This is a genomic window from Halomonas litopenaei, assembly GCF_017303055.1.
In the GTDB taxonomy this organism is placed as follows: Bacteria; Pseudomonadota; Gammaproteobacteria; order Pseudomonadales; family Halomonadaceae; genus Halomonas; species Halomonas litopenaei_A.
Window position 1 is genome coordinate 25,566 of sequence record NZ_JAEKJT010000001.1, and the last position, 21,111, is coordinate 46,676.

The 21,111-nt window shown below is 63.1% G+C and carries 17 protein-coding genes; 12 read left to right on the forward strand and 5 right to left on the reverse strand.

Going from position 1 to position 21,111, the window contains the following annotated elements:
* Positions 1 to 77 precede the first annotated feature (77 nt).
* Entirely contained in the window at positions 78 to 1,853 is a 1,776-nt protein-coding gene (locus tag JF545_RS00130) for an IlvD/Edd family dehydratase (RefSeq protein ID WP_206936898.1), read from the reverse strand.
* 339 nt (positions 1,854 to 2,192) lie between these two features.
* On the opposite strand from JF545_RS00130, the gene JF545_RS00135 reads away from it, so the two are divergent.
* From JF545_RS00135 to JF545_RS00165, 7 genes are all read left to right on the forward strand, one after another.
* The gene (locus tag JF545_RS00135; RefSeq protein ID WP_206936900.1) at positions 2,193 to 3,164 is read left to right on the forward strand and encodes a tripartite tricarboxylate transporter substrate binding protein; all 972 of its coding nucleotides are present in this window, start codon (positions 2,193 to 2,195) and stop codon (positions 3,162 to 3,164) included.
* A gap of 59 nt (positions 3,165 to 3,223) precedes the next feature.
* Positions 3,224 to 3,784 carry a tripartite tricarboxylate transporter TctB family protein gene (locus JF545_RS00140; protein ID WP_206936902.1) on the forward strand — a complete coding sequence of 187 codons (561 nt, stop codon included), beginning with the start codon at positions 3,224 to 3,226 and terminating at the stop codon, positions 3,782 to 3,784.
* 77 nt (positions 3,785 to 3,861) lie between these two features.
* The gene (locus tag JF545_RS00145; protein WP_242520545.1) at positions 3,862 to 5,379 is read left to right on the forward strand and encodes a tripartite tricarboxylate transporter permease; all 1,518 of its coding nucleotides are present in this window, start codon (positions 3,862 to 3,864) and stop codon (positions 5,377 to 5,379) included.
* Between the two features lie 164 nt (positions 5,380 to 5,543).
* The gene (locus JF545_RS00150; RefSeq protein ID WP_206936904.1) at positions 5,544 to 6,665 is read left to right on the forward strand and encodes a mandelate racemase/muconate lactonizing enzyme family protein; all 1,122 of its coding nucleotides are present in this window, start codon (positions 5,544 to 5,546) and stop codon (positions 6,663 to 6,665) included.
* 115 nt (positions 6,666 to 6,780) lie between these two features.
* A complete protein-coding gene (locus JF545_RS00155) occupies positions 6,781 to 7,719 on the forward strand; it encodes a dihydrodipicolinate synthase family protein (RefSeq protein WP_206936905.1) in 939 nt (312 codons plus the stop codon).
* A gap of 26 nt (positions 7,720 to 7,745) precedes the next feature.
* Positions 7,746 to 8,753, forward strand: a complete 1,008-nt coding sequence (locus JF545_RS00160; protein ID WP_242520546.1) for a 2-hydroxyacid dehydrogenase — start codon at positions 7,746 to 7,748, stop codon at positions 8,751 to 8,753.
* A gap of 23 nt (positions 8,754 to 8,776) precedes the next feature.
* Complete coding sequence (locus JF545_RS00165; protein ID WP_206936907.1) at positions 8,777 to 9,937, forward strand: alpha-hydroxy acid oxidase; 1,161 nt, start codon at positions 8,777 to 8,779, stop codon at positions 9,935 to 9,937.
* A 135-nt stretch (positions 9,938 to 10,072) separates the two neighbouring features.
* Here JF545_RS00165 and JF545_RS00170 read toward each other — a convergent pair whose 3' ends face one another.
* Positions 10,073 to 10,504 carry an STAS/SEC14 domain-containing protein gene (locus JF545_RS00170; RefSeq protein ID WP_206936909.1) on the reverse strand — a complete coding sequence of 144 codons (432 nt, stop codon included), beginning with the start codon at positions 10,502 to 10,504 and terminating at the stop codon, positions 10,073 to 10,075.
* A 232-nt stretch (positions 10,505 to 10,736) separates the two neighbouring features.
* Between JF545_RS00170 and JF545_RS00175 the strand changes: the two genes are divergently transcribed.
* Positions 10,737 to 11,255 carry a hypothetical protein gene (locus JF545_RS00175; protein ID WP_206936910.1) on the forward strand — a complete coding sequence of 173 codons (519 nt, stop codon included), beginning with the start codon at positions 10,737 to 10,739 and terminating at the stop codon, positions 11,253 to 11,255.
* 201 nt (positions 11,256 to 11,456) lie between these two features.
* Positions 11,457 to 11,906: a VOC family protein gene (locus tag JF545_RS00180; protein ID WP_242520547.1), complete on the forward strand. Its 450-nt coding sequence runs from the start codon at positions 11,457 to 11,459 to the stop codon at positions 11,904 to 11,906.
* Positions 11,907 to 12,011: 105 nt separating this feature from the next.
* Here the strand turns inward: JF545_RS00180 and JF545_RS00185 are convergent, their stop codons facing one another.
* Both JF545_RS00185 and JF545_RS00190 read right to left on the reverse strand, forming a co-directional pair.
* Positions 12,012 to 15,125, reverse strand: a complete 3,114-nt coding sequence (locus JF545_RS00185; RefSeq protein ID WP_206936912.1) for an efflux RND transporter permease subunit — start codon at positions 15,123 to 15,125, stop codon at positions 12,012 to 12,014.
* Complete coding sequence (locus JF545_RS00190; protein ID WP_206936914.1) at positions 15,125 to 16,291, reverse strand: efflux RND transporter periplasmic adaptor subunit; 1,167 nt, start codon at positions 16,289 to 16,291, stop codon at positions 15,125 to 15,127. Before JF545_RS00190 ends, JF545_RS00185 begins: the two co-directional genes overlap by 1 nt.
* Before the next feature lie 330 nt (positions 16,292 to 16,621).
* Between JF545_RS00190 and JF545_RS00195 the strand changes: the two genes are divergently transcribed.
* On the forward strand, positions 16,622 to 17,797 hold the full coding sequence (locus JF545_RS00195) for an NAD(P)/FAD-dependent oxidoreductase (RefSeq protein WP_206936916.1): 1,176 nt from the start codon (positions 16,622 to 16,624) through the stop codon (positions 17,795 to 17,797).
* 9 nt (positions 17,798 to 17,806) lie between these two features.
* Here JF545_RS00195 and JF545_RS00200 read toward each other — a convergent pair whose 3' ends face one another.
* Positions 17,807 to 18,709 carry a LysR family transcriptional regulator gene (locus JF545_RS00200; RefSeq protein ID WP_206936918.1) on the reverse strand — a complete coding sequence of 301 codons (903 nt, stop codon included), beginning with the start codon at positions 18,707 to 18,709 and terminating at the stop codon, positions 17,807 to 17,809.
* A 125-nt stretch (positions 18,710 to 18,834) separates the two neighbouring features.
* Between JF545_RS00200 and JF545_RS00205 the strand changes: the two genes are divergently transcribed.
* Together JF545_RS00205 and JF545_RS00210 are read left to right on the forward strand one after the other, a co-directional pair.
* Positions 18,835 to 19,899 (forward strand): tartrate dehydrogenase, encoded by a 1,065-nt coding sequence (locus tag JF545_RS00205; RefSeq protein WP_206936919.1) that lies wholly within the window; start codon positions 18,835 to 18,837, stop codon positions 19,897 to 19,899.
* Between the two features lie 165 nt (positions 19,900 to 20,064).
* Positions 20,065 to 21,039: a TAXI family TRAP transporter solute-binding subunit gene (locus JF545_RS00210; protein WP_206936921.1), complete on the forward strand. Its 975-nt coding sequence runs from the start codon at positions 20,065 to 20,067 to the stop codon at positions 21,037 to 21,039.
* The last annotated feature ends 72 nt before the right edge of the window (positions 21,040 to 21,111 follow it).

A 21,111-nucleotide genomic window follows, 5' to 3' on the forward strand; every position in this document is an offset into this window, starting at 1 on the left:
CGATGCTCGTCTAGTCTACCAATAGCGGCGAGCGCCTTCACCGCTGGTCTGGCATTGTCACCGCTGGTCTGGCATTGTCACCGCTGGTCAGGCGTCTGGGCACTGCGGCGCGGCACGCGACAGTGGAGTTCAGGGCGACACACGGCAAAATCACAGCCCTGGTCAGCCTGCAGGATCTGCTCCATGAACAGCCGACGATAGCCGAGCAAAGCGCCCGTGTCCGCAGCGGCTGAGCTGTGCTGCTGACGACGGCTTTCCAGGGTCTGCTCATCGACCTCGAGCGCCAGCCGGTTGGCGGCCACGTCGAGGGTGATGATATCGCCATCGCGCACCAGCCCAAGGGGGCCTCCCTCGGCAGCCTCCGGCGACACATGCAGGACAATAGTGCCGGCGGCGGTGCCACTCATGCGCCCGTCGGAGATCCGTACCATGTCCTTGACCCCTTGGGCGGCAAGCTTTTTTGGAATCGGTATATAGCCCGCCTCCGGCATTCCCGGCGCTCCCTTGGGGCCAATGTTGGCCAGCACCAGCACGTCGTCCGGATTGACGTCGAGCTCAGGGTCATCAATGCGTTGGGCCAGGTCTTCCAGCGAGTGAAACACTACCGCTCGTCCGCGATGCTGCATCAGGCTGGCAGACGCCGCAGACTGCTTGATGATGGCGCCGCTGGGGGCGAGGTTGCCACGCAAGACGGCGATGCCGCCCTGGGCATAGATGGGGCGCGAGCGAGGGCGAACCACCGGCTGATCGATCAGGTGCACGGCCGCCTCGATGTTTTCGCCTAGCGTACGACCGTTGATGGTCGGTGCGTCCAGGTGCAGCAGCGGCCCCAGCTCACGCAGCAAGGTGGGCAAGCCACCCGCCCGGTGAAGGTCTTCCATGTAGCCCTCGCCAGAGGGCTTCAGGTCCACCAGCACGGGGGTCTGCGCGCTCATCTGATCGAAGGCCTCCAGATCGATGTCGATGCCCAGGCGTCCGGCAATGGCCGTCAGGTGAATCAGGGCATTGGTCGAACCACCCAGTGACAGCAGCACCCGCAGGGCATTCTCGAAGGCCTCGGGGGTGAGAATCTGCGATGGCGTGATGCCTTCCTTGGCGAGCCGCACGGCCTCGGCCCCCGACTGCTCCGCGATTCGCTGACGGTCAGCGTAGACCGCCGGAGCGGTCGCACTATTGGGCAGCATCATGCCCATGGTCTCGGCCAGACACGCCATGGTACTGGCGGTCCCCATCACCGAGCAGGTCCCCACCGTCGGCACCAGCTTGTCGTTCACCTCGCTGATTTCCGCATCGTCGATGTCCTGTCCACGGTAGGCCGCCCAGTAACGCCGGCAATCGGTGCAGGCGCCGACACGAGTGCCACGATGGGAGCCGGACAGCATCGGGCCTGTTACCAGCTGGACGGTGGGAATGTCGGCGCTGGCGGCGGCCATCAGCTGGGCCGGCACGGTCTTGTCACAACCACCGATCAGTACGACAGCGTCCATCGGTTGGGCGCGGATCATTTCCTCGGTATCCAGTGCCATCAGGTTGCGCAAGTACATGCTGGTGGGATGGGCAAAGGACTCGTGCAGGGTAATGGTGGGGAACTCCACGGGCAGTCCTCCGGCCAGCATGACCCCGCGCTTGACGCTCTCGACCAGCCCAGGGACGTTGCCGTGGCAGGCGTTGTAGCCGCTGTAGGTATTGGCGATGCCGATAACCGGCCGGGACAGCGCGTCGTCGGTGTAGCCCATGCCCTTGATGAAGGCCTTGCGCAGGAAGAGCGAGAAGTCGGCATCGCCATAATTGGTCAAGCGGTTGGACATGCCCAGGGTGGCACTCTTGTGGTTGTTGTCGGAGTCCTGGCTCATGGTGGGGTCCTCACAGTTCTGGGTGCTGACGGGTGAGCGATAGCGTGCGTTTATCTTGGCGTTGTTATCGCTCCCGAAGGGAGGTGACAGGGAAGGGGGTCACTGGTCCTTCCCGCCTCTCGTTGCAGCAAGATTAGGACGAGAAAAGATGGTTAACAAGATTATTGACAATTTTATTGGCAACCTACTACGTTGATGTTGGCAATCACGATGTGCTCGATGCCGGACCCGATAACACCCAGCGCCCCAGGGCGTGACCAATGCTCGACATCGAACCGCACGCAACAACAAGCGCAACAACAAGCGCAACACAATGACAACAGCACGTGAGGTGCAGCCATGAACAAGCGTGGAGCATACGCCGCCATTCTCCTCTCGACCCTGCTCTTGCCTGGCGCCGCCATGGCGGACTATTCCGCCGGCGACGAGATCAAGGTACTTCAGGGCTTCAAGGCGGGCGGGGGGAGCGATGCCCTGGCCCAGTTGACGCAGCCTTTCCTGCGCGAGCAGCTCGGGGTCGACTTCGTCAACGAGTATCTGCCGGGGGCGACCGGGGCCATCGCCTGGACGCGTCTGGCCAAGCAGACCGAGGCCGACGGCACGACCATCAGTATCACCAATACGCCGATGCTGATGACCAACTACATCATGAACGACAGCATCACCTATTCGATTGATGAGCTGACGCCCATCGCCAACGTCGTGACCGACCCCGGCATCATCGTGGTGCCGGCCGACAGCCCCTACCAGAGCGTTGAGGACTTTCTCGCCGCCGCTGAGCAGAGTCCCGGCGCCATCACGGTCGGCAATTCCGGTGTTGGTGGAGACGACTTTTTCTCGACCATCCTGATCGAGCAGGCCACCGGGCTGAGTTTCCAGAAGGTGCCCTTCCAGGGCGATGGCCCATCGGCCACGGCGGCCATGGGCGGGCAGATCGACGCCAGTTTCAACAATCTTGGCAACGTCTACGGGCATATCCAGTCTGGCAGCCTGCGCCCGCTGGCCGTGTTCTCTCGTGAACGTCTGTCGATGCTGCCGGACGTGCCCACCCTGAGCGAGAAGGGCATCGAGGTGGTGGCCGGGTCGTCGCGAGGCTACAGCGCGCCCGCCGGTATTCCTGACGAGGCACGCCAGCAGCTGATCGATGCCTTCGAGGCGCTCAAGACCAACGACGAGTTCAAGCAGGTCGCCGAGGAGCGCGCCATGAACCTGGATATCCAGACCGGTGACGACTACCAGCGGATGATCGAGGAGATGGAAGGTCAGTTCGAGCAGATCTGGGCCAGCGTCAAGGATGACGTCAACGGTTGATGGCAGGGGGGGAGAGGTCGAGCGCCTCTCCCCCCTCGACATCATCGGGAGAAGACAAGATGAAACTTAGCCGTCTGCTGTTTGGCCTGCTGGCGCTCGGTGTTGCCGCGCTGTTTGGCGTCACCTCGCTGGGATATCCCAGCGCTGCGGCAAGAATGCCGCTGATCTATGCAGTGGTGGTGGCAGCCTTTGCTTTGGCGATGATCGCTCAGGAAGTGCTCGGAGCCAGGCGCGCAAGGACCGCCGAGGCCAGTCATCGACCGACGCGAGAAGGCAGTCAGTTGCAAGATGTGAAGGCCCATGACCCCGCCGCCGTACCAGGTGAAGCTGATACCGCCGACGCTATCGATTCCGCGGGCCTTGCTCAGACCCAGACACCGCCCGCCAAGCCGGTCAAGGCGCTGATGGTGTTCGCGCTGGCTGTCGTCTACGTCCAGGCCATCAACTATCTGGGCTACGTGATCGCGACGGCGGCCTTCATGGGCCTGGCGCTGGTTCTGGTCCGCCACGTATCGCTGCGCTTCAGCCTGATCGGTATCGCAGCGCTGATCACGGTGGTGTGCCTGGTGTTCATCGGCTTTCTGGGCCTGCCCGTGCCGCTGCTGCCGTCGCTGTCATGAGCCGGATAGTGTCCTGCCACTGTGATCCGCTTCGCCGGAGCCTTCAGCGTATCTGAGCGAACCTGGAGCCTGACCCTATGAACGAAAATCTCGTCATGGTGGGGTTGAGCAATGTGCTCACCCTGACCAATGTGTCACTGATCCTCGGCGGTACCTTGCTGGGGCTGTTTGTCGGCGCCATGCCTGGGCTATCCGCCACCATGGCATTGGCCTTGCTGCTGCCACTGACCTTTACCATGGACCCGGCGACCGGGCTTAGCATGCTGGCCTCGTTGTACGTCGGCGCCTCCTACGGTGGCTCCATCGCCGCCATCTTGCTGCGTACCCCTGGCACCCCTTCGGCTGCCGCGACCGTGCTGGACGGATTTCCGCTGTCCCAGCAGGGGCAAGCGGGCAAGGCGCTGGGGATTTCGCTGTTTGCCTCCTTCTTAGGGGGCTTGATGAGCGGCGTCGCGCTGTTGACGGCGGCACCGCTGCTCGGCGTGCTGGTACTCAAGTTCGGCCCGGTCGAGCTGTTTGCCATTGCCGTGCTTGGCATCACCATCATTGGTTCCTTGTCCCAGGGCTCCATCGTCAGCGGCCTGCTGTCGGGGGTGATGGGGCTTCTGCTCAGTACCGTGGGCATGGACCTGATCACCGGCACCCCACGCATGACCTTCGGCAACATCAACCTGTTTTCAGGCATCGAGTTCACGGTGGCGCTGATTGGGCTGTTCTCGATTCCCCAGGCATTGATCCTGCTGGAGAACGCCCACGACAACGATAAGGTGGCAAGCAAGATCACCGACCGTCTGGTACCGCGGTTCAGGGAGCTGCGCCAATTGATGCCGAACATTCTGCGCTCAGGCGGTATCGGGATCGTGACTGGCTTGATCCCAGGCACGGGGGGCGATACCGCCAGCTGGTTTGCCTACAACGAGGCCAAGCGCTTCGCCAAGGACAAGAGCCGTTTCGGCAAGGGTGACATCGCGGGGGTCGCGGCCCCGGAGTCCGCCAACAATGCTGTTGTCGGCGGTGCTCTGATTCCCACCATCGCCCTGGGCATTCCAGGCAGTTCTTCCACCGCGATTCTGCTCGGCGCGCTGATGGTTCAGGGCATTCTGCCTGGCCCCAACCTGCTGACCGACTACGGCGACGTGACCTACACCCTGATCTGGGCGGTGATTCTGGCCAATGTGGGCCTGCTGGCGGTCGGCCTGGCCTTCACCCGTGTCTGCGTGGGCGTGACCAAGGTGCCGGACAGCTTCGTCGCCTGCGCCATCATCACGCTCTGCGTGATCGGCGCCTTCGCGATCAACAACAGTCTGTTCGAGGTAGGGCTGATGCTGGGGTTCGGGCTGTTCGGCTACTGGATGAACAAGGCCGGTATCTCGCCAGCTCCGATGGTCATTGGCCTGATCCTGGGGCCGGTAATGGAAACCAGCTTTCAGCAGTCGATGCTGATTGGTCAAAACAGTCCCGTGATTTTCCTCAACAGTCCCATTGCCATGGTGCTGCTGGGTATCGCGGTGCTGTCGATCCTTCAGGCAACGCCCTTCTTCCGCTGGCTGCGGGGACGACTGACCGGCGCCTCACGCCGGGGCCGCACGGGCTAGCGCCAGAACGTGGCTAGAGCGCCGGGGCACAGTGCCCACCCCCGGCGTTCGTCCTCCAGGGTGGATCGCCGGGTATCGACCCTAGGCACGTTTGAAATAGACACGTCTGAAATAGACACGCCCGAAACAGACAGATCCAACAACAATGTCTCAAGGAGTTCGCCATGACCCGTATTACCGATGTTCGTGCTCGTACCGTCAGCGTTCCATTGGATCACCCCACCAGTTTCTCCAACCGCCAGGTGTTCAAGCGTGACTATGCACTGGTCGAGGTCGAAGGCGATGACGGAGTGGTGGGTATCGGCTTCTGCTACGGCGGCAATAACGCCGGCGCACTGGTGTCACAGGCGGTGCGTGAGTTGCTAAGACCGGTGCTGTTGGGGGCCGACGCCCACGCCACGGAAGGCGTGTGGCAGGCCATGTATCAGGAGTCGTTGCTGCATGGTCGAAGTGGCTCGGTGATGCGAGCCATCAGCATCCTGGATACAGCACTGTGGGACCGCAATGCCCGTGCCGCCGGGCTGCCCTTGTTCAAGTATCTGGGGGCCAGCGACAGCGAGTCGGTCCCGGCCTATGCCAGCGGTGGCTATTACCTGGAGGGCAAGACGCCCGCCTTGCTGGCCGAGGAGATGGCCGGCTATGTGGCGCAGGGTTTCAAGGCGGTGAAGATGAAGGTGGGGCGCGACGATCTCGCCGGCGAGGAGGCCCGACTGGCAGCGGTGCGCGAAGCGGTGGGGCCGAACGTGGCGGTCATGCTCGATGCCAACAATGCCTGGCGAGACCTGCCGTCGGCGCTGGCCTTTATGCGCATGGCGGAGCCCTATGCCCCTTACTGGATCGAGGAACCGTTCAGCCCTGATGACATCGACAACCATCGCCGCCTGGCAGAGCGGACGCCGGTGCCGGTCGCCACCGGCGAGATCGAGGCCGGGCGGTGGCGCTTCAAGGAGCTGCTGGAGCAGGACGCGGCGATGATCCTGCAGACCGACGCCGCCGTCTGTGGCGGCATCACCGAGTTTCGTCGAATCACTGCGACGGCGGCGAGCTTTGGCGTCGAGGTCTATCCCCATTGGTTCCATGACTTGCATGTCCATCTGGTGGCGTCGGCCCCGAACGCGCGCATGGTGGAATTCTTTGCCGACGATCAGGTGCTCAACTTCCGCCGCCTGGTCGATACCCAGCTGGAGTTTGCCGACGGCAACCTGCTGCTGCCCAAGACCCCTGGGCTCGGCTTCAACTTCTGCAGCGATGCGCTGGAGCGTTACGCCAGCGAGCCATGGTCGTGAGACCGGTTCTTGAGACCCGCTCTTGAGGCCCGCTTTTGAGGCACGGTCTAGCCATGGAATAGCGGCATGTGACGTCGTCAATCTGCCGCCCTGTACAGCGTGAGGAATCCACATCATGAACGCGAACCATCCTGAACGCCGGGGCAGCGCCTGGGCGCCGGTCATTACTCCCTTTACATCGTCGCTGAGCGTGGATACGCCGAGGCTGATCGACCACTGTCGTTGGCTCCAGTCCCACGGTGTGGGGCTGGCGGTGTTTGGCACCAACTCCGAGGCCAACTCCCTGAGCGTCACCGAGAAGCGCGACCTTTTAAGCCGTCTGGAGCGAGCCGGGCTGAATCCGGCGCGGATGATGCCTGGTACAGGCCACTGCGCCATCGATGACAGTGTGGCGCTGACCCGTGATGCCGTGCAGATGGGGGCCGCTGGGGTGCTGATGTTGCCTCCGTTCTACTACAAGGGGGTCAGTGATGAAGGGCTGTTTCGTTACTACGCCGAGGTCATCGAGCGGGTCGGCGATTCCCGCTTGAAGATGTACCTCTACCATATTCCGCCGGTGGCGCAGGTCCCGCTGTCGCTGGGGTTGATCGAACGTCTGCGTGAGGCCTTCCCGCAGACGGTGGTCGGCATCAAGGACAGCAGTGGGGACTGGGCTCATACCCTGAACCTGATCGAGCGCTTTGCCGCTGACGGCTTCGAGGTATATGCGGGCAGTGAACGTTTCCTGCTCGATACCTTGCGGGCAGGGGGAGCCGGCTGCATCAGTGCCACGGCCAACGTCAATCCTGCGGCCATCGCAGCGCTTGCCGGTGCGTGGCAAGACGCCGACGCCGACCAGCGTCAGGCTGGCCTCAACCAGGTGCGTGACCTGTTCGAAAGCTACCCGGTGATTCCCGCCATGAAGGCCGCCAAGGCGAGCTTCTCGGGTGTCGACGACTGGCACTGGCTGCGGCCGCCGTTGGTCGAGCTGGATAGCCAGCGCCGGCAGTCCTTGCTGGCGGCGCTCGAGGCTCAGGGGTTCAGCATGCCGGACAGCGAACGTGTGTCCCACTAACAGGATGCGTGAAGGAGGGCATCAACATGGCACACACTATGGCACAACACGACCTCAGGATTGTGGCCCTGCGCAGATTGAGCGAGGCGCACCTGGCCGCGCTGCAGGCGGTGGCCCAGGTCGACTACTTTGATGAGCTGCATGACGGCAATCGTGCCGAGTATGACGCCGCGCTCGCCAGGGCCCATGGCCTGATTGGCGGCAAGCTGGAGCTGGATGACGCGGCACTTGAGCGCGCACCGCAGCTGAAGGTGGTGTCGACCATTTCGGTGGGTTACGACAATCTGCCGCTGGCGGCGATGAATCGTCGCGGTATCCTGCTGTGCAACACGCCGGATGTGCTGACGGAAACCACCGCGGATACAGCGTTCGCCCTGATCATGGCCACCCAACGGCGGCTGGTGGAGCTATCCTGCATGGTGCGCGAGGGGCGCTGGCAGAACCATGTTGGCCCCCATCAATTCGGCCATGACGTGCACGGTAAGGTGCTGGGCATTGTTGGCGCCGGCCGTATCGGGGCGGCCATCGCCAGGCGCGCCGCGCTGGGGTTCAACATGCCGGTCCTGTATGCCGCGTCCACCCCCAAGCCGTCTCTGGAGCAGCAGCTGGGGGCCGAGCGTTGCTCGCTGGACGAGCTGCTGGCGCGTGCCGATATCGTCTGCTTGAGCGTCCCGTATCGGGAGGACACCCACCACCTGATCGACGCCGACGCGCTGGCGCGCATGCAGCCATCGGCCGCCTTGATCAATGTGGCCAGGGGCAAGGTGGTGGACGAGCAGGCGTTGATCGATGCGCTGCAGCGTGGCGTGATTCGCGCGGCTGGGCTGGATGTGTTTGAGCAGGAGCCGCTGAACCCCGACTCACCCCTATGCCGAATGGACAATGTGGTGGTGTTGCCGCACATTGGCTCGGCGACCCATGAGACGCGTGCCGCCATGGCTGGGCGCGCGGTCGCCAATCTGATCAATGCTCTGACGGGACGCGGAGAGGTGGACGCGGTCAATGGCGGTGTCCTGGCCGACGACCCTCGGTGAATAACAAGGAAGGGAGAGAGCGAATGAAGCGGTGTCTCGATGACATCTACAGCCTTGATGACTTCGAGCGGGTGGCCCGTCGTCACTTGCCGCGTCCGCTGTTTGGCTATGTGGCCAGCGTCGCGGAAGAGGGTGCCACGGCGCGTGCCAGTCGCGAGGCCTTCGATCGTTATCAGTGGCTGCCGCGAGCGCTGGTGAATGTCTCGACGACCTCCACCGAAGTGGAGTTGCTGGGACAGCGCTATTCCCAGCCCTTCGGGATTGCCCCGATGGGCATCAGTGCCCTGACTGCCTATCAGGGCGACCGGGTGCTGGCCGATGAAGCCCGCCGAGCAGGGATTCCGATGATCGTCAGCGGCTCGTCGCTGATTCCCATGGAAGCGCTCGCTGAGTCACACGGTGCCGAGTGGTTCCAGGCCTATCTGCCAGGCACCCTGGAAGGCATCGACGCCTTGCTAGAGCGGGTCATACAGGCGGGCTATACCCGTCTGGTGGTCACGGTGGACTATGCGGTGCCGCCCAATCCGGAAAACCACCGCAGAGCGGGCTTCTCCAGCCCCTTGAAGCCCAGTGTCAGGCTCGCCTGGGATGGGGTGACGCGGCCTCGCTGGCTGTTCGGCACCTTCCTGCGAACGCTGTATCGCCATGGCGTGCCTCACTTTGAAAACAACTTTGCCACCCGTGGCGTACCGGTACTGGCCAAGCATGCGGCCCGTGATTTTGCCGGGCGTCGTCATCTTGACTGGTCGACCCTGGAGCACGTGCGCTCACGCTTCCCGGGCAAACTGGTGGTCAAGGGGATTCTGCATCCCGATGATGCGCGTCGGGCGCGGGACATCGGTGCCGATGGGCTGATCGTTTCCAATCACGGAGGGCGCCAGCTGGATGCCACGGTGGCGCCCCTGACCATGCTTCCTGAAGTGCTCGAGGCGACCGAGGGCGCTATCCCGGTCATGATCGATGGCAGCTTTCGGCGCGGTGGCCAGGTGCTGAAAGCACTGGCGCTGGGGGCTGACTTTGTCTTTATCGGCCGCCCCTACAACTACGCCGCCAGCGTCGCAGGACATGCTGGTGTGGCCCACGCCACACGCCTGTTGAGCGAGGAAATCGAGCGCAACATGGCGCTGCTAGGCATCACCCGGCTCGACCAGCTGGGGCTCCACTCATTGAGAGAGAGCGGCTGAACAGGAGATTGTTCCTGTAGTCGGCGGGAAGGCGTAGCGATACAGATACAGTGACAGGGGCGCTCGGCTGAGCGCCCCTGTCCGTTCTGCCTGCTATCTCGAGTAGGCACGGAGCTGGTGTCGGGAGCCGGGCCGTCAGGCGCCGTGATAGCCATCTCGTTCCGGCTCATCCTCGCTTGCTGCGTCAGCGCCTGGCGGCAGCGCAGCGACCCAGGCCATGGCGGCGTCCCGCTCCTTGTGTGAAAAGGTGCGGATCTCGATCTTCTTCACCAGCCGATCTTCCAGATGGGCGACGTGCTTGATCCACTCCTTGTCGGTGATCACGGCGGCGCGATGATAGTGGTCGAGCTCCCCAATCTGCGTCAGCCCGTAGCCAAGGTCTCGCAGCAGCGCGGTCAGCGTCATCCAACGCAGGTCATCAAGCTCGGCCACCATGCTGACCTTGGGGCAGCGCTTCTTGGCGGCTTCGATGAGGTCGATGGCCTGCTGCAGTTCCTGAGCGGTCACGGTGCCACCGGCACGAATGGCCACCACATGATCAGCGGGATGTGGAATCTGCTCGAGCATCGGAAATCTCCTTGTCGGGGGACGGTGGGGGGGCGTAGCCAGGTCGCGGGAGCAAACCTTGAGCACCATGTTCAGCATAGTCGCTGCTGGCCGCGACGGGCGCTGCGCGGGCTTACGTTGGCAAGGCCTGACGTTGTACCTGTAAGGCCCCTTGGTCGGTTGGCGACGACGATGGAGCAGGGCGAAGGCCTCTTGCCTCGCCTTCATCATCATGCAAACGAGGGTGGCCTTTATGCAAGCTCGGGCAATCAGTGTTCACGGCGGCAACAGAGGGTGGTGGGCGAGTTGGGCGTTGGCGCTCGGGTTGGCCGGGACGATCGGCTGGACGGCTCCCGCCCAGGCCGCTGAGTCCCACGCCGCGTCTCCCAGGGTAATCGAGCTGACCCAGGTGGGCTGTCAATTCCTGGAAAGTGAAAACGGCACCCACCATGGTGTCCAACCACGCAGCAAGGCTGACTGCGAGGCCTTTAATGATGAGACGGGCGAGGCACGTCTGACCGCGTCCAAGGTGATCCACCTGCCCCCCGGCGACTACGTCTTTCGGGTCAAGAACGAAGGTGTCCCCTACGAACTTGGCTTTTGGCTGCGCGGGGATGGGCTGGTCAACCGTGCGCGTCTGCCCAGCGTATCAGGGGGCGGGTTGGCCGCCGGACAGACCAAGGACTTTGCCATCAGTCTGGAGCCCGGTGAGTACGTCTATTCCTGCCCGCTGAACCCGACCCTGGACTACACCCTGGTCGTTGAAGGCTGAGCCTGTTTTCAGCACCCAGCCAGGCCGCCGACGGGACCACAGATAATGGCCTAGCCAGACGGCGAAAAACTGAACCACACCGATACCCGACAGATACCCGCTGTGTCATTTCGGCACGGTGGGTGTTTACGCATCCAGCATGCAAGGTTTCCCGTCTAGGCTCTCAGCATGGCGTGTAACGCGTCAGCAATGGAGAGTCGAATGATGCCAAAGGTCGAACCCCGCCCACCGGAGCCACGTATCGGGCTGATTACCCTCGGGGTCCAATCGCTTGATCGTGCCATCGAGTTTTATCAGCACGGACTATGTTGGCCACGTCTAGAGGAGGATGACGCCAAGATCGCTTTCTTCACCCTGCAAGGCACGTGGCTGGCCCTCTATGGCTGGAACGCGCTTGCCGAGGATGTGATGGTCAATGCCGGTGGCGAGGGCTTTCGTGGCGTGACCCTGGCCTATATGGCTCGCGACATTGATGAGGTGAATGCGGTGCTGGCCCAGGCCAAAGCAGCGGGCGGCACGCTGCTCAAACCGGGTCAACAGGTGGTCTGGGGAGGCTACTCGGGCTACTTTGCCGACCCCGACGGACACCTCTGGGAAGTGGCCCATCATCCCTCCTTCTGGCCAGGCCCATCCGGCAAACCGGGTCCGTGAATGCCGCGCCCCCGGGTGCCCTGGCTGCCCACGGATATCCAGGGTGTCGATGCCCTGGAGCGCCTGGCGGGCTGTCTTGAGCAAGCGGGCCTGTGACGCTCTGCTTCAGTGGGCTTCCGGCGATTGTTCCATTTCGCGTTCCAGCTTGCGCGCCACATCCCCGGGAGACCCAGTGCGCCGAGCCAACAGGTCGTAGGCCACCGGTACCACGAACAGCGTAAAGAAAGTGGCGGCGGCGACGCCGGTGAAGATCACCGTGCCGATGACCATTCGGGTCTCGGCGCCGGCGCCGCTGGACAGGATCAGCGGTACGCTGCCGGCAATGGTGGTCACCGAGGTCATCACGATGGGCCGCAAGCGCGTCATGGCGGCTCGCATCAGCGCTTCACGGAAGGCGATGCCTTCATCTCTCAGCTGATTGGCGAATTCGACGATCAGGATACCGTTCTTGGCCGCCAGCCCCACCAGCATGACCAGCCCTACCTGACTGTAGATATTGAGGGACTGTCCCGTCAGCCACAGCCCGAGCAGGGCGCCGCCGATGGCCAGCGGTACTGTCAGCATGATCACCAGGGGGTGGATAAAGCTCTCGAACTGGGCCGCCAGGACCAGGAATACCACCAGCGTCCCGAGCACCAGCAGGAAAGTGGTCGCGCCCGTTGACTCCCGATAGTCACGGGCCGCCCCTTTGACGTCGGTCTGTACGCCCGCTGGCAGCACCTCGTTGACGGCATTTTCGAGATAGTCGAGGGCCTCGCCCATGGAGTAACCGTCGGCCAGGTCGGCCTGAAGCGTCACCGCACGCAGCCGGTTGTAGCGATTGAGCTGGCTGGGGCCGGCGAAGGCTTCCACGGTGACCAGACTTGAGAGCGGAATTAGCTCGCCGCTACGATCGGAGCGCACCCGCACGTTGTCCAGTGAACTGGGGGTAGGGTTGGAGCCGCGTTCACCCTCGAGGATAACGTCGTACTCCTCGCCCTGATCGGTGAAACGGGTCACTGTGCGCCCGCCGAGCAGGGTCTCCAGGGTGCGGCCAATCTCGCTGACGGTGACGCCAAGGTCCGCCGCCCGGGTGTAGTCGATATTGACGTTGAGCTGGGGCTGATTCTCCTCGTAGTCACTTTCCAGGTTGAGCAGGTTGGGGTTGGTCTGGCGGATATGGTCCATCAATGCATCGCGCCAGGTGGCCAGCTGTTCATAGCTGCCGCCGCCCAGCACGAACTGCAGGCCCTGTTCGGTACCCCCACCGAAGCCTTGGCGCATGACCGGGAAGGCACGAATGCCTGGCAGTTCTGCCAGGGATTGGCGAACTTCATTCATGATCGGCCAGGCGGGGCGTCGTTCGGCCCAGTCCGACAGGCCAACGATGCTGAAGCCGGAATTGAAGTTCTCGGTATTGCCGCGGCCCTGGGGGGCGATGATCAACACGCGCTCGACTTCTCCACTGTCGCGCAGCGGAAGCAGTCGGGCCTCCACCTCGTCCATGTAGTCCTCCATATAGGAGAAGGTGGCGCCAGGGGGACCGCTGATGATGACGAAGAAGGTGCCGCGGTCCTCTCTGGGCGTGTACTCGGCGGGTAGCTGGGGGTAGAGCCAGGCGATGCCGGCGAGCATGGCGACGAAGCAGGCCACCACCAGCCAGCGCGCTTTCAGGACCGCCTCGAGGCAGCGCCGATAGACCCCCTGGGCACGCTGCAAGCCTTGATCGACAAGGTGAGCCAGGCGCCCTTCGTGGAGACTCGATGACAGGATCTTGGAGGCCATCATCGGTGTCAGGGTCAGCGCCAGCAGGGTGGAAATGGCCACCGCCGCCGACAGTGTCAGGGCAAATTCGGTGAACAGCTTGCCGACGTCTCCCTGAATGAAGCTCAGCGGCACAAATACGGCGATCAGCACCAGGCTGGTGGCAATCACCGCAAAGGCCAGCTGGCGGGCGCCACGGAAGGCAGCCACCAAGGGCGTTTCGCCGTACAGGTGCATGCGCCTGTGGATGTTCTCGAGCACTACGATGGCGTCGTCCACCACCAGGCCGATGGCCAGCACCAGGGCGAGCAACGTCAGCAGGTTGATGGTAAAGCCCATGGCGGCCAGGGCCGCAAAGGTGCCGATCAGGGTAACCGGCACGGTGACCGCAGGGACCAGGGTGGTGCGCAGGTTGCCGAGAAACACGAAGATCGCCACCACCACCAGGCCAATGGCGATCAACAGGGTACTGACCACCTCGCGGATGGCGCCGGAAACGAAGGTCGAGGCGTCATAGTTGAGCGACAGGCTCATGCCATCGGGCAGGCGAGGGGAGAGGCGCTCCATCTCGGCGCGCACGGCACTGGACAGGGCCATGACGTTGGCGGTGGACTGCTTGACCATGCCGAGCCCCACCACCGTGTTGCCGTTGCCGCGAAACAGCGAGCGCTCCTCCACGGTGCCAAGCTCTACCCGGGCGACATCGGACAGCCTGACCAGATAGCCGCCTTCGCCGCGGTCCAGTACCAGCGCACGGAAGTCTTCCGGGGTCGAGAAGCTGCGCGGCAGGCGTACCATGAACTGGCGATCCTGGGATTCCACCGCGCCCCCGGGCAGCTCCACGTTCTCTGCCCGCAGGGCCGACTCCACGTCGCTGACGGTCAGCCCGCGGGCGGCCAGGGCATCGTTGTCGAGCCACACCCGCATGGCGTATTCCTTGGCGCCGCCGACGAACACCCCGGACACGCCTTCCTGGACAGAAAAGCTGTCCACCAGATAGCGTTCGGCGTAGTCGGTCAGCTCTGCCGTGGTGTAGCCCTCGCCAGACAGCATCAGCCACATCACCACCTCGGAGCTGGTGTCTTCCTTGCGCACCTCCGGTGGGTCGGCTTCATCGGGCAAGTTGTCGGCGGCGCCAGAGATCCGGTCGCGCATGTCGTTGGCGGCGGCGTCGATATCGGTGGACAGGCTGAACTCGACGTTGATGTTCGAATTGCCGTCGGTGGAGGTAGAGGAAATGACCTCGATCCCGGCGATGCCGGCGATACGCTCCTCCAGTACTTGGGTAATGCGGGTCTCGACCACATCGGCTGAGGCGCCAGGGTAAGCGGTGCGAATGCTGACGATGGGCGGGTCGATGGTGGGATATTCCTGCAGCGGCAGGCGGGTCAGGGCAAGCAGGCCAAAGGCGACAATCAGTGCGGCCATGACGGTGGCCAGCACCGGTCGCTGGACGGACACATCGGACAGGCGCATCAGCGGTCGCCCTCCTGGCGCTGCTCAAGCAGGATGTCGCTGACGCTGGTGGTTTCGTCCTCGATGCCGATCAGCTCGACCCGGGAAGCCTCGTGCAGTCGATCGTTGCCGTGGGTCACGACCAGCTCTCCAGCCTCGAGTCCGTCGATGACCTCGACGTCGCCCTCGCGGCGAGAGCCGACTTCGATATCTCGCTGCACCACGTCGCTGTCCTCCCGTGAGGGCAACACCCAGACCCGCTGGCGCTGGCCTTCGGGGACCAGGGCCGACTCGGGAATGACCAGCGCCTGGCGGGGGCTTCGGGCAATGGTCACACGCATCAGCATTCCTGGTCGCAGCAGTCGTTCGTCGTTGTCGAGCAGAGCGCGCACGGTGATGCTGCGACTCACCGGGTCCACTCGAGAATCGATGGTGGCGATCTCGCCCTCGAATACACGCTCTGGATAGGCGGCGGTCGTGGCGGACAGACTAAGACCACGCGATAGCGACCCCAGCTGCACCTCAGGAACGTCGAAGTCGAGCTTCATGCGCGAGATGTCGTCGAGGGTGGTCAGCTCGGTGCCCGGCGTGACCAGGGTACCCACGCTGATATCGCGTACCCCGACCACGCCGTCGAAGGGCGCGCGGACGCGGTAGTTGTCGAGCATGGCTTCGAACCCGGCGATGGTGGCATCCACCTGCTGCAGCTGGGCACGACTGTCTTCTACATCGGCTCGCGGCGCCAGGTTGCGGCTTTGCAGTTGGGCGAACCGGTTGACTGCGTTCTGGCGCTCGGTACGCAAGGCCTGGGCCTCGCGCAGGGCCGCACGCTCTTCGGTATCGGATAGCTCTACCAGAATATCGCCCTGGCTAACTTCTTCACCGCCCTCGAAATTGATCGCCGACACCGTGTCCGTCACCGTGGCCGATAGGGTGACACTCTCATTGGCGGACAGCGTGCCCAGAGATTCCAGCGGGTCTGACCAGTCGTCTAGCACCACCTCTGCAGCGATGATCGGGGTCGGCGGTGGTCCTTGCGGTGTGGCTCCGGGGGCCTGCTGAGCGTGGGAGGGGGTAGCAAAGAGAGCGAGTGCCGGGAGCAGGGCGTTGGCCCATGCCAGGCAGCCTTTCCGGTGCCGTGATGCAGTTTTCGGCAAGAAAGGTGACCGTGGTAAGCGTAGTGGCATGGTAATCGTCCTGATAAACATGGGCGAAGCAGCGGCGTCGACACCCGGCAGCCCTTCGGCGGAGCGTGACAACGAAACGGGTGGGTCACCTTGAGTGACAGAATGTCCGAGTATAGCGACAGCATGCCGGAGACATGGCGTTGATAGCCCGGGCCTGGTGCACTTGCACATTGTTTTCGCAAGTCGTTCGCCGGATAACAACAGAGCGTTGCACACGCCCGTTTCACCCGCGAGACGGCAGAGCGTGACGTCAGGGCGTCGAAGCTGGGCGATTCATGGCGCACTGTTTGCTAGTATTGGCGGCTTTGCCAGGGTGTGGAGAGCAGTCGGATGAAGGTGGATGTGGTCATCATTGGCGCGGGTGCCGCGGGGTTAATGTGTGCGCTCACGGCCGGCTACGCCGGTCGCTCGGTCATGCTGATCGATCACGCCAACAAGCCGGGCAAGAAAATCCTGATGTCAGGCGGCGGCCGCTGCAACTTCACCAATATGGCGACCTCCGCTGCCAACTTCTTTTCCGCGAACCCGCACTTTTGTATTTCGGCTCTCAAGCGCTATCGCCCCGACCATTTTGTCGAGCTGGTAGAGCGGCATGGTCTGGAGTACGTAGAAAAGGCCCCCGGTCAGCTGTTCTGCGCCGACTCCGCCAAGGATCTGCTCAACGTGCTGTTGACCGAGTGTGACTGGGCCGGTGTCGAGCTGTGCTTGAAGACCCGCGTCGAGCGCATCGAACGCCAGGGGGAAGGCATACGCCTGACGACCTCGGCCGGTCGCATCGAGGCGGGAGCCGTGGTCATCGCCACAGGAGGCCTGTCGATTCCGACCATGGGTGCCAGTGGCTTTGGCTACGATATTGCCCGCCAGTTTGGGCTTGAGGTCACCGAGACACGGGCGGCCCTGGTGCCGTTCACCCTGACATCGCAATGGAAGGAGCGGGCTTCGGCGCTGTCGGGTCTGTCGACAGATGTCGTCGCCCGCTGTCGCGGTGGCGAGTACCGCGAGCCGCTGCTGTTCACCCATCGCGGGCTGTCGGGCCCTGCCATGCTGCAGATATCAAGCTATTGGCAGCCCGGCGATGACCTAGAGATTGACCTGCTCCCCGGTGAAGACGCCTTTGAGGCGCTGTGTATCGCCCGCCGAGAGACGCCGAAGCGGCGCTTGTCGACCTGGCTGTCCGAGCGCTACCCGAAGCGCCTGGCTCAGGCGCTGGTGGAGTGGCACGGGGATGATGGCGTGCTGGCCGAGCGTTCCAACGCAAGCCTCGCGTCCTGGGCCGAATCCCTCAACCGCTGGCGCATCAAGCCCGCCGGCACTGAAGGCTGGCGCACAGCGGAAGTGACCATGGGGGGCGTGGCGGTCGACGCCATCTCCTCGAAGACCTTCGAGGTCCAGGGCCTGCCGCAGCTGCGCTTTATCGGTGAGGTCCTGGATGTGACCGGCGAGCTTGGCGGCTACAACTTCCAGTGGGCATGGGCCAGTGCCGTCGCCTGCGGGCAGTCGCTGTAGGCAATCAGCTCAAGTAGCACAGGGCAGAGCTTCCATCTCGCTGACCAGGTGGTCGATAAAGCGACGAATGCGGGTGGGCAGGTGGTCGGCGTAGGGATAGACGGCGTAGATGTCGGCGTTGGGAAGCTGGTAGTCGGGCAGTACCTGTACCAGTCGTCCCTGCGCCAGATGCTCGTGCACGTCCCACTCTGCCCTTACGGCGATGCCGTGTCCGCGCATCGCCCAGGTCAGGACGCTCTCACCGTCGTTGGCGGACAGGTTGCCGCGGACCTTGATCTGATGGTGGCGCTCGCCGCGGGTAAAGCGCCAGTTGCCATAGGTGTCGTCGTTTTGCCTGAGCACGATGCAGTTGTGATCGCTGAGTTCCTCCGGTGTTCGGGGATGGCCGTGTCGGTCCAGATAGGCTGGCGAGGCGCACAGCAGGCGGCGATGTGAGGCGATCTTGCGCGCATGCAGTCCTGAGTCAGGCAGGCTGCCGAAGCGAATGCCGATGTCGAAGGCATTGGCCACCAGGTTGAGCGGGTGGTCCGATAGCTGAAGCTGGCAGTCGATACCGGGATATTGTTCGACAAACGTCGCAACAAAAGGGGCGATATGTCGGCGGCCAAACCCGAAAGGCGCGTTGATCCGAATCTGTCCCGAGGTGTCGTCGGAATTGACCTTCAGGGCGCGTTGTAGTGATGCCATATCGGCCAGCATCCGCTTGGCATAGCGCAGCATCACCACCCCATCCGGCGTCACACTCATCGCACGCGGGGTGCGATAAAACAGCTGAGTCTCCAGCGCTTTCTCCATGTTTGCCAATCGCTTGCTGGCCGCAGCAGGGGTTATGTCCAGGTCCTTGGCGGCGCGGGACAGGCTGCCGGCTTCGCACAGGTAGACAAAGAATTCGAGATCGGCAATGGATTTCATGGTTAACCCTAGGGTCAAGGTAGCTTCAACCGCCAGTCTATTGCCGCTATTTCCTGCTGTCACTTAGCCTTCGTTGACACCATCAATGACCAGGTTTTCTGGTACGTCAACGAGGTCCAAGACAGATGAGAACACACAAGGTAGCGATCATGCCCGGCGATGGGATCGGGCTGGAAGTCATCGAAGCGGGCAAGCAAGTACTGCAGGCTCTGGCCAAGAAAAGTGGCGACTTCGGCTTCGAATTTGAAGACTTTGACTGGAGCTCCAAGCGCTACCTGGAGCAGGGGCAGTACATTCCCGACGGTGGACTGGAGCGTCTGAAGGGCTTCGATGCCATCTATTTCGGTGCTGTGGGCAGCGAAGACGTGCCCGACCACGTGTCACTGTGGGAGCTGCGCCTGGCGATCTGCCAAGGGTTCGATCAGTACGCCAATGTACGTCCGGCCAGAGTGCTGCCGGGGGTCAAGAGTCGCCTGCAAGGCGCCGACAAGATCGACTGGGTGATCGTCCGTGAAAACAGTGAGGGTGAGTATTCCGGCAACGGCGGCCGGGTGCATCAGGGGTTGCCTGACGAGATTGGCACTGAGCTCTCCATCTTTTCGCGCAAGGGCATCGAGCGTATCCATCGCTTTGCCTTCGAGCTGGCCCAGAGCCGCCCGCGCAAGAAGCTGACGCTGGTGACCAAGTCCAATGCCCAGCGTCACGGCATGGTGCTTTGGGACCAGCTGTTCTTCGAAGTGGCCAAGGACTTTCCCGAGGTCGAGATCGACCGGGAGCTGGTGGATGCGGTGACCACCCGCATGGTGCTCAAGCCTGAGACCCTTGACGTGGTGGTGGCCACCAACCTGCACGCTGACATTCTGTCTGATCTGGCGGCGGCGCTGTCCGGCAGCCTGGGCATCGCCCCGACCGCCAACCTGAACCCGGAACGCAACTTTCCATCGATGTTCGAGCCGATCCACGGCTCCGCCTTTGATATCGCAGGCCAAGGCATTGCCAACCCGGTGGGGTCGTTCTGGACGGCCGCGATGATGCTTGAACACCTCGGCGAAACCACTGCCGCAGAACGCCTGATGGCAGCCATCGAACGACTGACAGCCTCCGGCATGCAGACCAGGGATCTGGGCGGTGACGCCACTACCCGAGACGTGACCGCCGCCATCTGTGCAGATATTGAAGCCCAGGGATAAGCCTGACTCCCCCTGGTGCCGTGGCGTCGGGGGGCGATGACGTGACTCGCGCAGCGTCATGTCCACCTGCGTGAGTCTCTGGGGAGTCGGAGACCATCGGCTCTCCGCTCCACAAGCCCAGCAAGAGGCTTGCCAGCAACAATCACAATATCGAGGAGCAACGCCATGAACACCACACCGCTTATTGTCAGCGCACTGATCGCTGCCGCCGCCAGCCCGGTCTTCGCCTCCGACGACTCGGCAGACTGGCCGCAGAGCGTCACCATCGGTACCGGCAGCCAGGGTGCCACCTATTACATCTACGGCAGCGGCTGGGGCAACCTGGTCGGCGAGCGCACGGGCATTTCGTTTGGTGCCGAGGTCACCGGTGGCCCGGTGCAGAACGTCACCATGGTGCAGATGGGCGAGCATGAGTTCGGCATGGTCACCATGGGACCCGCCTATCAGGCCTGGCAAGGCAACAGCCAGCTGGCGCCAGGGGTTGAGCACACCGACGTGCGGGCGGTCTTCCCGATGTACCAGACCGCACTGCAGGTCATTGCGCTCAAGGATTCGGGCATCGATTCTATCGCTGACCTGGACGGCAAGACCATCGGCATCGGGCCTGCCGGTGGAACCGGTGATCTCTACTTCCCGCAGATCTTCGACAAACTGGGTATCGAGGTCGACACCCGCAATGGCGGCGCCGCCGATCAGGCGGGGCAGGTCCAGGATGGCCTGCTCGATGCCTTTGCCTTCGCTTCCGGTATACCGGTTTCCGCGTTCAGTCAGCTCGAGGCGCAAGCCGACGTCAATATCTTCTCGTTCTCCCCGGAGGAAAGCGCGCAGTTCCTGGAGGACTTCCCTGCGTTAAGCGCTTCGTCGATTCCGGCGAGTGCCTATCAGTCGCTGGAACAACCGACCCCAGCCGTGTCGATCTGGAACTTTGCCATCACCCACAAGGACATGCCCGAAGGGCTGGTGTATGAGGTGACAAAGACGGTGATGGAAGAGCACGAGCGCATGCTCAAGGTGCACGGCTCGGCCAAGGAAACCCTGCCGGAGAACGCTTCCCAGAACAGCTTCATGCCCTGGCATCCGGGAGCGGTCCGTTGGTTCGAGGAAAACGGCTACGACATCCCGGACAACCTGGAAGGCTGATGCGCATGGGCCGGCCGATGTAGCGGCTGGCCTTGATGCCCTTGCGCCGAGGCCCTGGGTGGGTCTCGGCGT

Bases quoted from the DNA above. Each gene is read 5' to 3' on its own strand.
- JF545_RS00195 (WP_206936916.1), top strand. From the start codon at position 16,622: ATGAAGGTGGATGTGGTCATCATTGGCGCGGGTGCCGCGGGGTTAATG.
- JF545_RS00175 (WP_206936910.1), top strand. From the start codon at position 10,737: ATGCAAGCTCGGGCAATCAGTGTTCACGGCGGCAACAGAGGGTGGTGG.
- JF545_RS00135 (WP_206936900.1), top strand. From the start codon at position 2,193: ATGAACAAGCGTGGAGCATACGCCGCCATTCTCCTCTCGACCCTGCTC.
- JF545_RS00150 (WP_206936904.1), top strand. From the start codon at position 5,544: ATGACCCGTATTACCGATGTTCGTGCTCGTACCGTCAGCGTTCCATTG.
- JF545_RS00130 (WP_206936898.1), bottom strand. From the start codon at position 1,853: ATGAGCCAGGACTCCGACAACAACCACAAGAGTGCCACCCTGGGCATG.
- JF545_RS00140 (WP_206936902.1), top strand. From the start codon at position 3,224: ATGAAACTTAGCCGTCTGCTGTTTGGCCTGCTGGCGCTCGGTGTTGCC.
- JF545_RS00210 (WP_206936921.1), top strand. From the start codon at position 20,065: ATGAACACCACACCGCTTATTGTCAGCGCACTGATCGCTGCCGCCGCC.
- JF545_RS00190 (WP_206936914.1), bottom strand. From the start codon at position 16,291: ATGCCACTACGCTTACCACGGTCACCTTTCTTGCCGAAAACTGCATCA.
- JF545_RS00205 (WP_206936919.1), top strand. From the start codon at position 18,835: ATGAGAACACACAAGGTAGCGATCATGCCCGGCGATGGGATCGGGCTG.
- JF545_RS00185 (WP_206936912.1), bottom strand. From the start codon at position 15,125: ATGCGCCTGTCCGATGTGTCCGTCCAGCGACCGGTGCTGGCCACCGTC.
- JF545_RS00160 (WP_242520546.1), top strand. From the start codon at position 7,746: ATGGCACACACTATGGCACAACACGACCTCAGGATTGTGGCCCTGCGC.
- JF545_RS00170 (WP_206936909.1), bottom strand. From the start codon at position 10,504: ATGCTCGAGCAGATTCCACATCCCGCTGATCATGTGGTGGCCATTCGT.
- JF545_RS00200 (WP_206936918.1), bottom strand. From the start codon at position 18,709: ATGAAATCCATTGCCGATCTCGAATTCTTTGTCTACCTGTGCGAAGCC.
- JF545_RS00145 (WP_242520545.1), top strand. From the start codon at position 3,862: ATGAACGAAAATCTCGTCATGGTGGGGTTGAGCAATGTGCTCACCCTG.
- JF545_RS00165 (WP_206936907.1), top strand. From the start codon at position 8,777: ATGAAGCGGTGTCTCGATGACATCTACAGCCTTGATGACTTCGAGCGG.
- JF545_RS00180 (WP_242520547.1), top strand. From the start codon at position 11,457: ATGATGCCAAAGGTCGAACCCCGCCCACCGGAGCCACGTATCGGGCTG.
- JF545_RS00155 (WP_206936905.1), top strand. From the start codon at position 6,781: ATGAACGCGAACCATCCTGAACGCCGGGGCAGCGCCTGGGCGCCGGTC.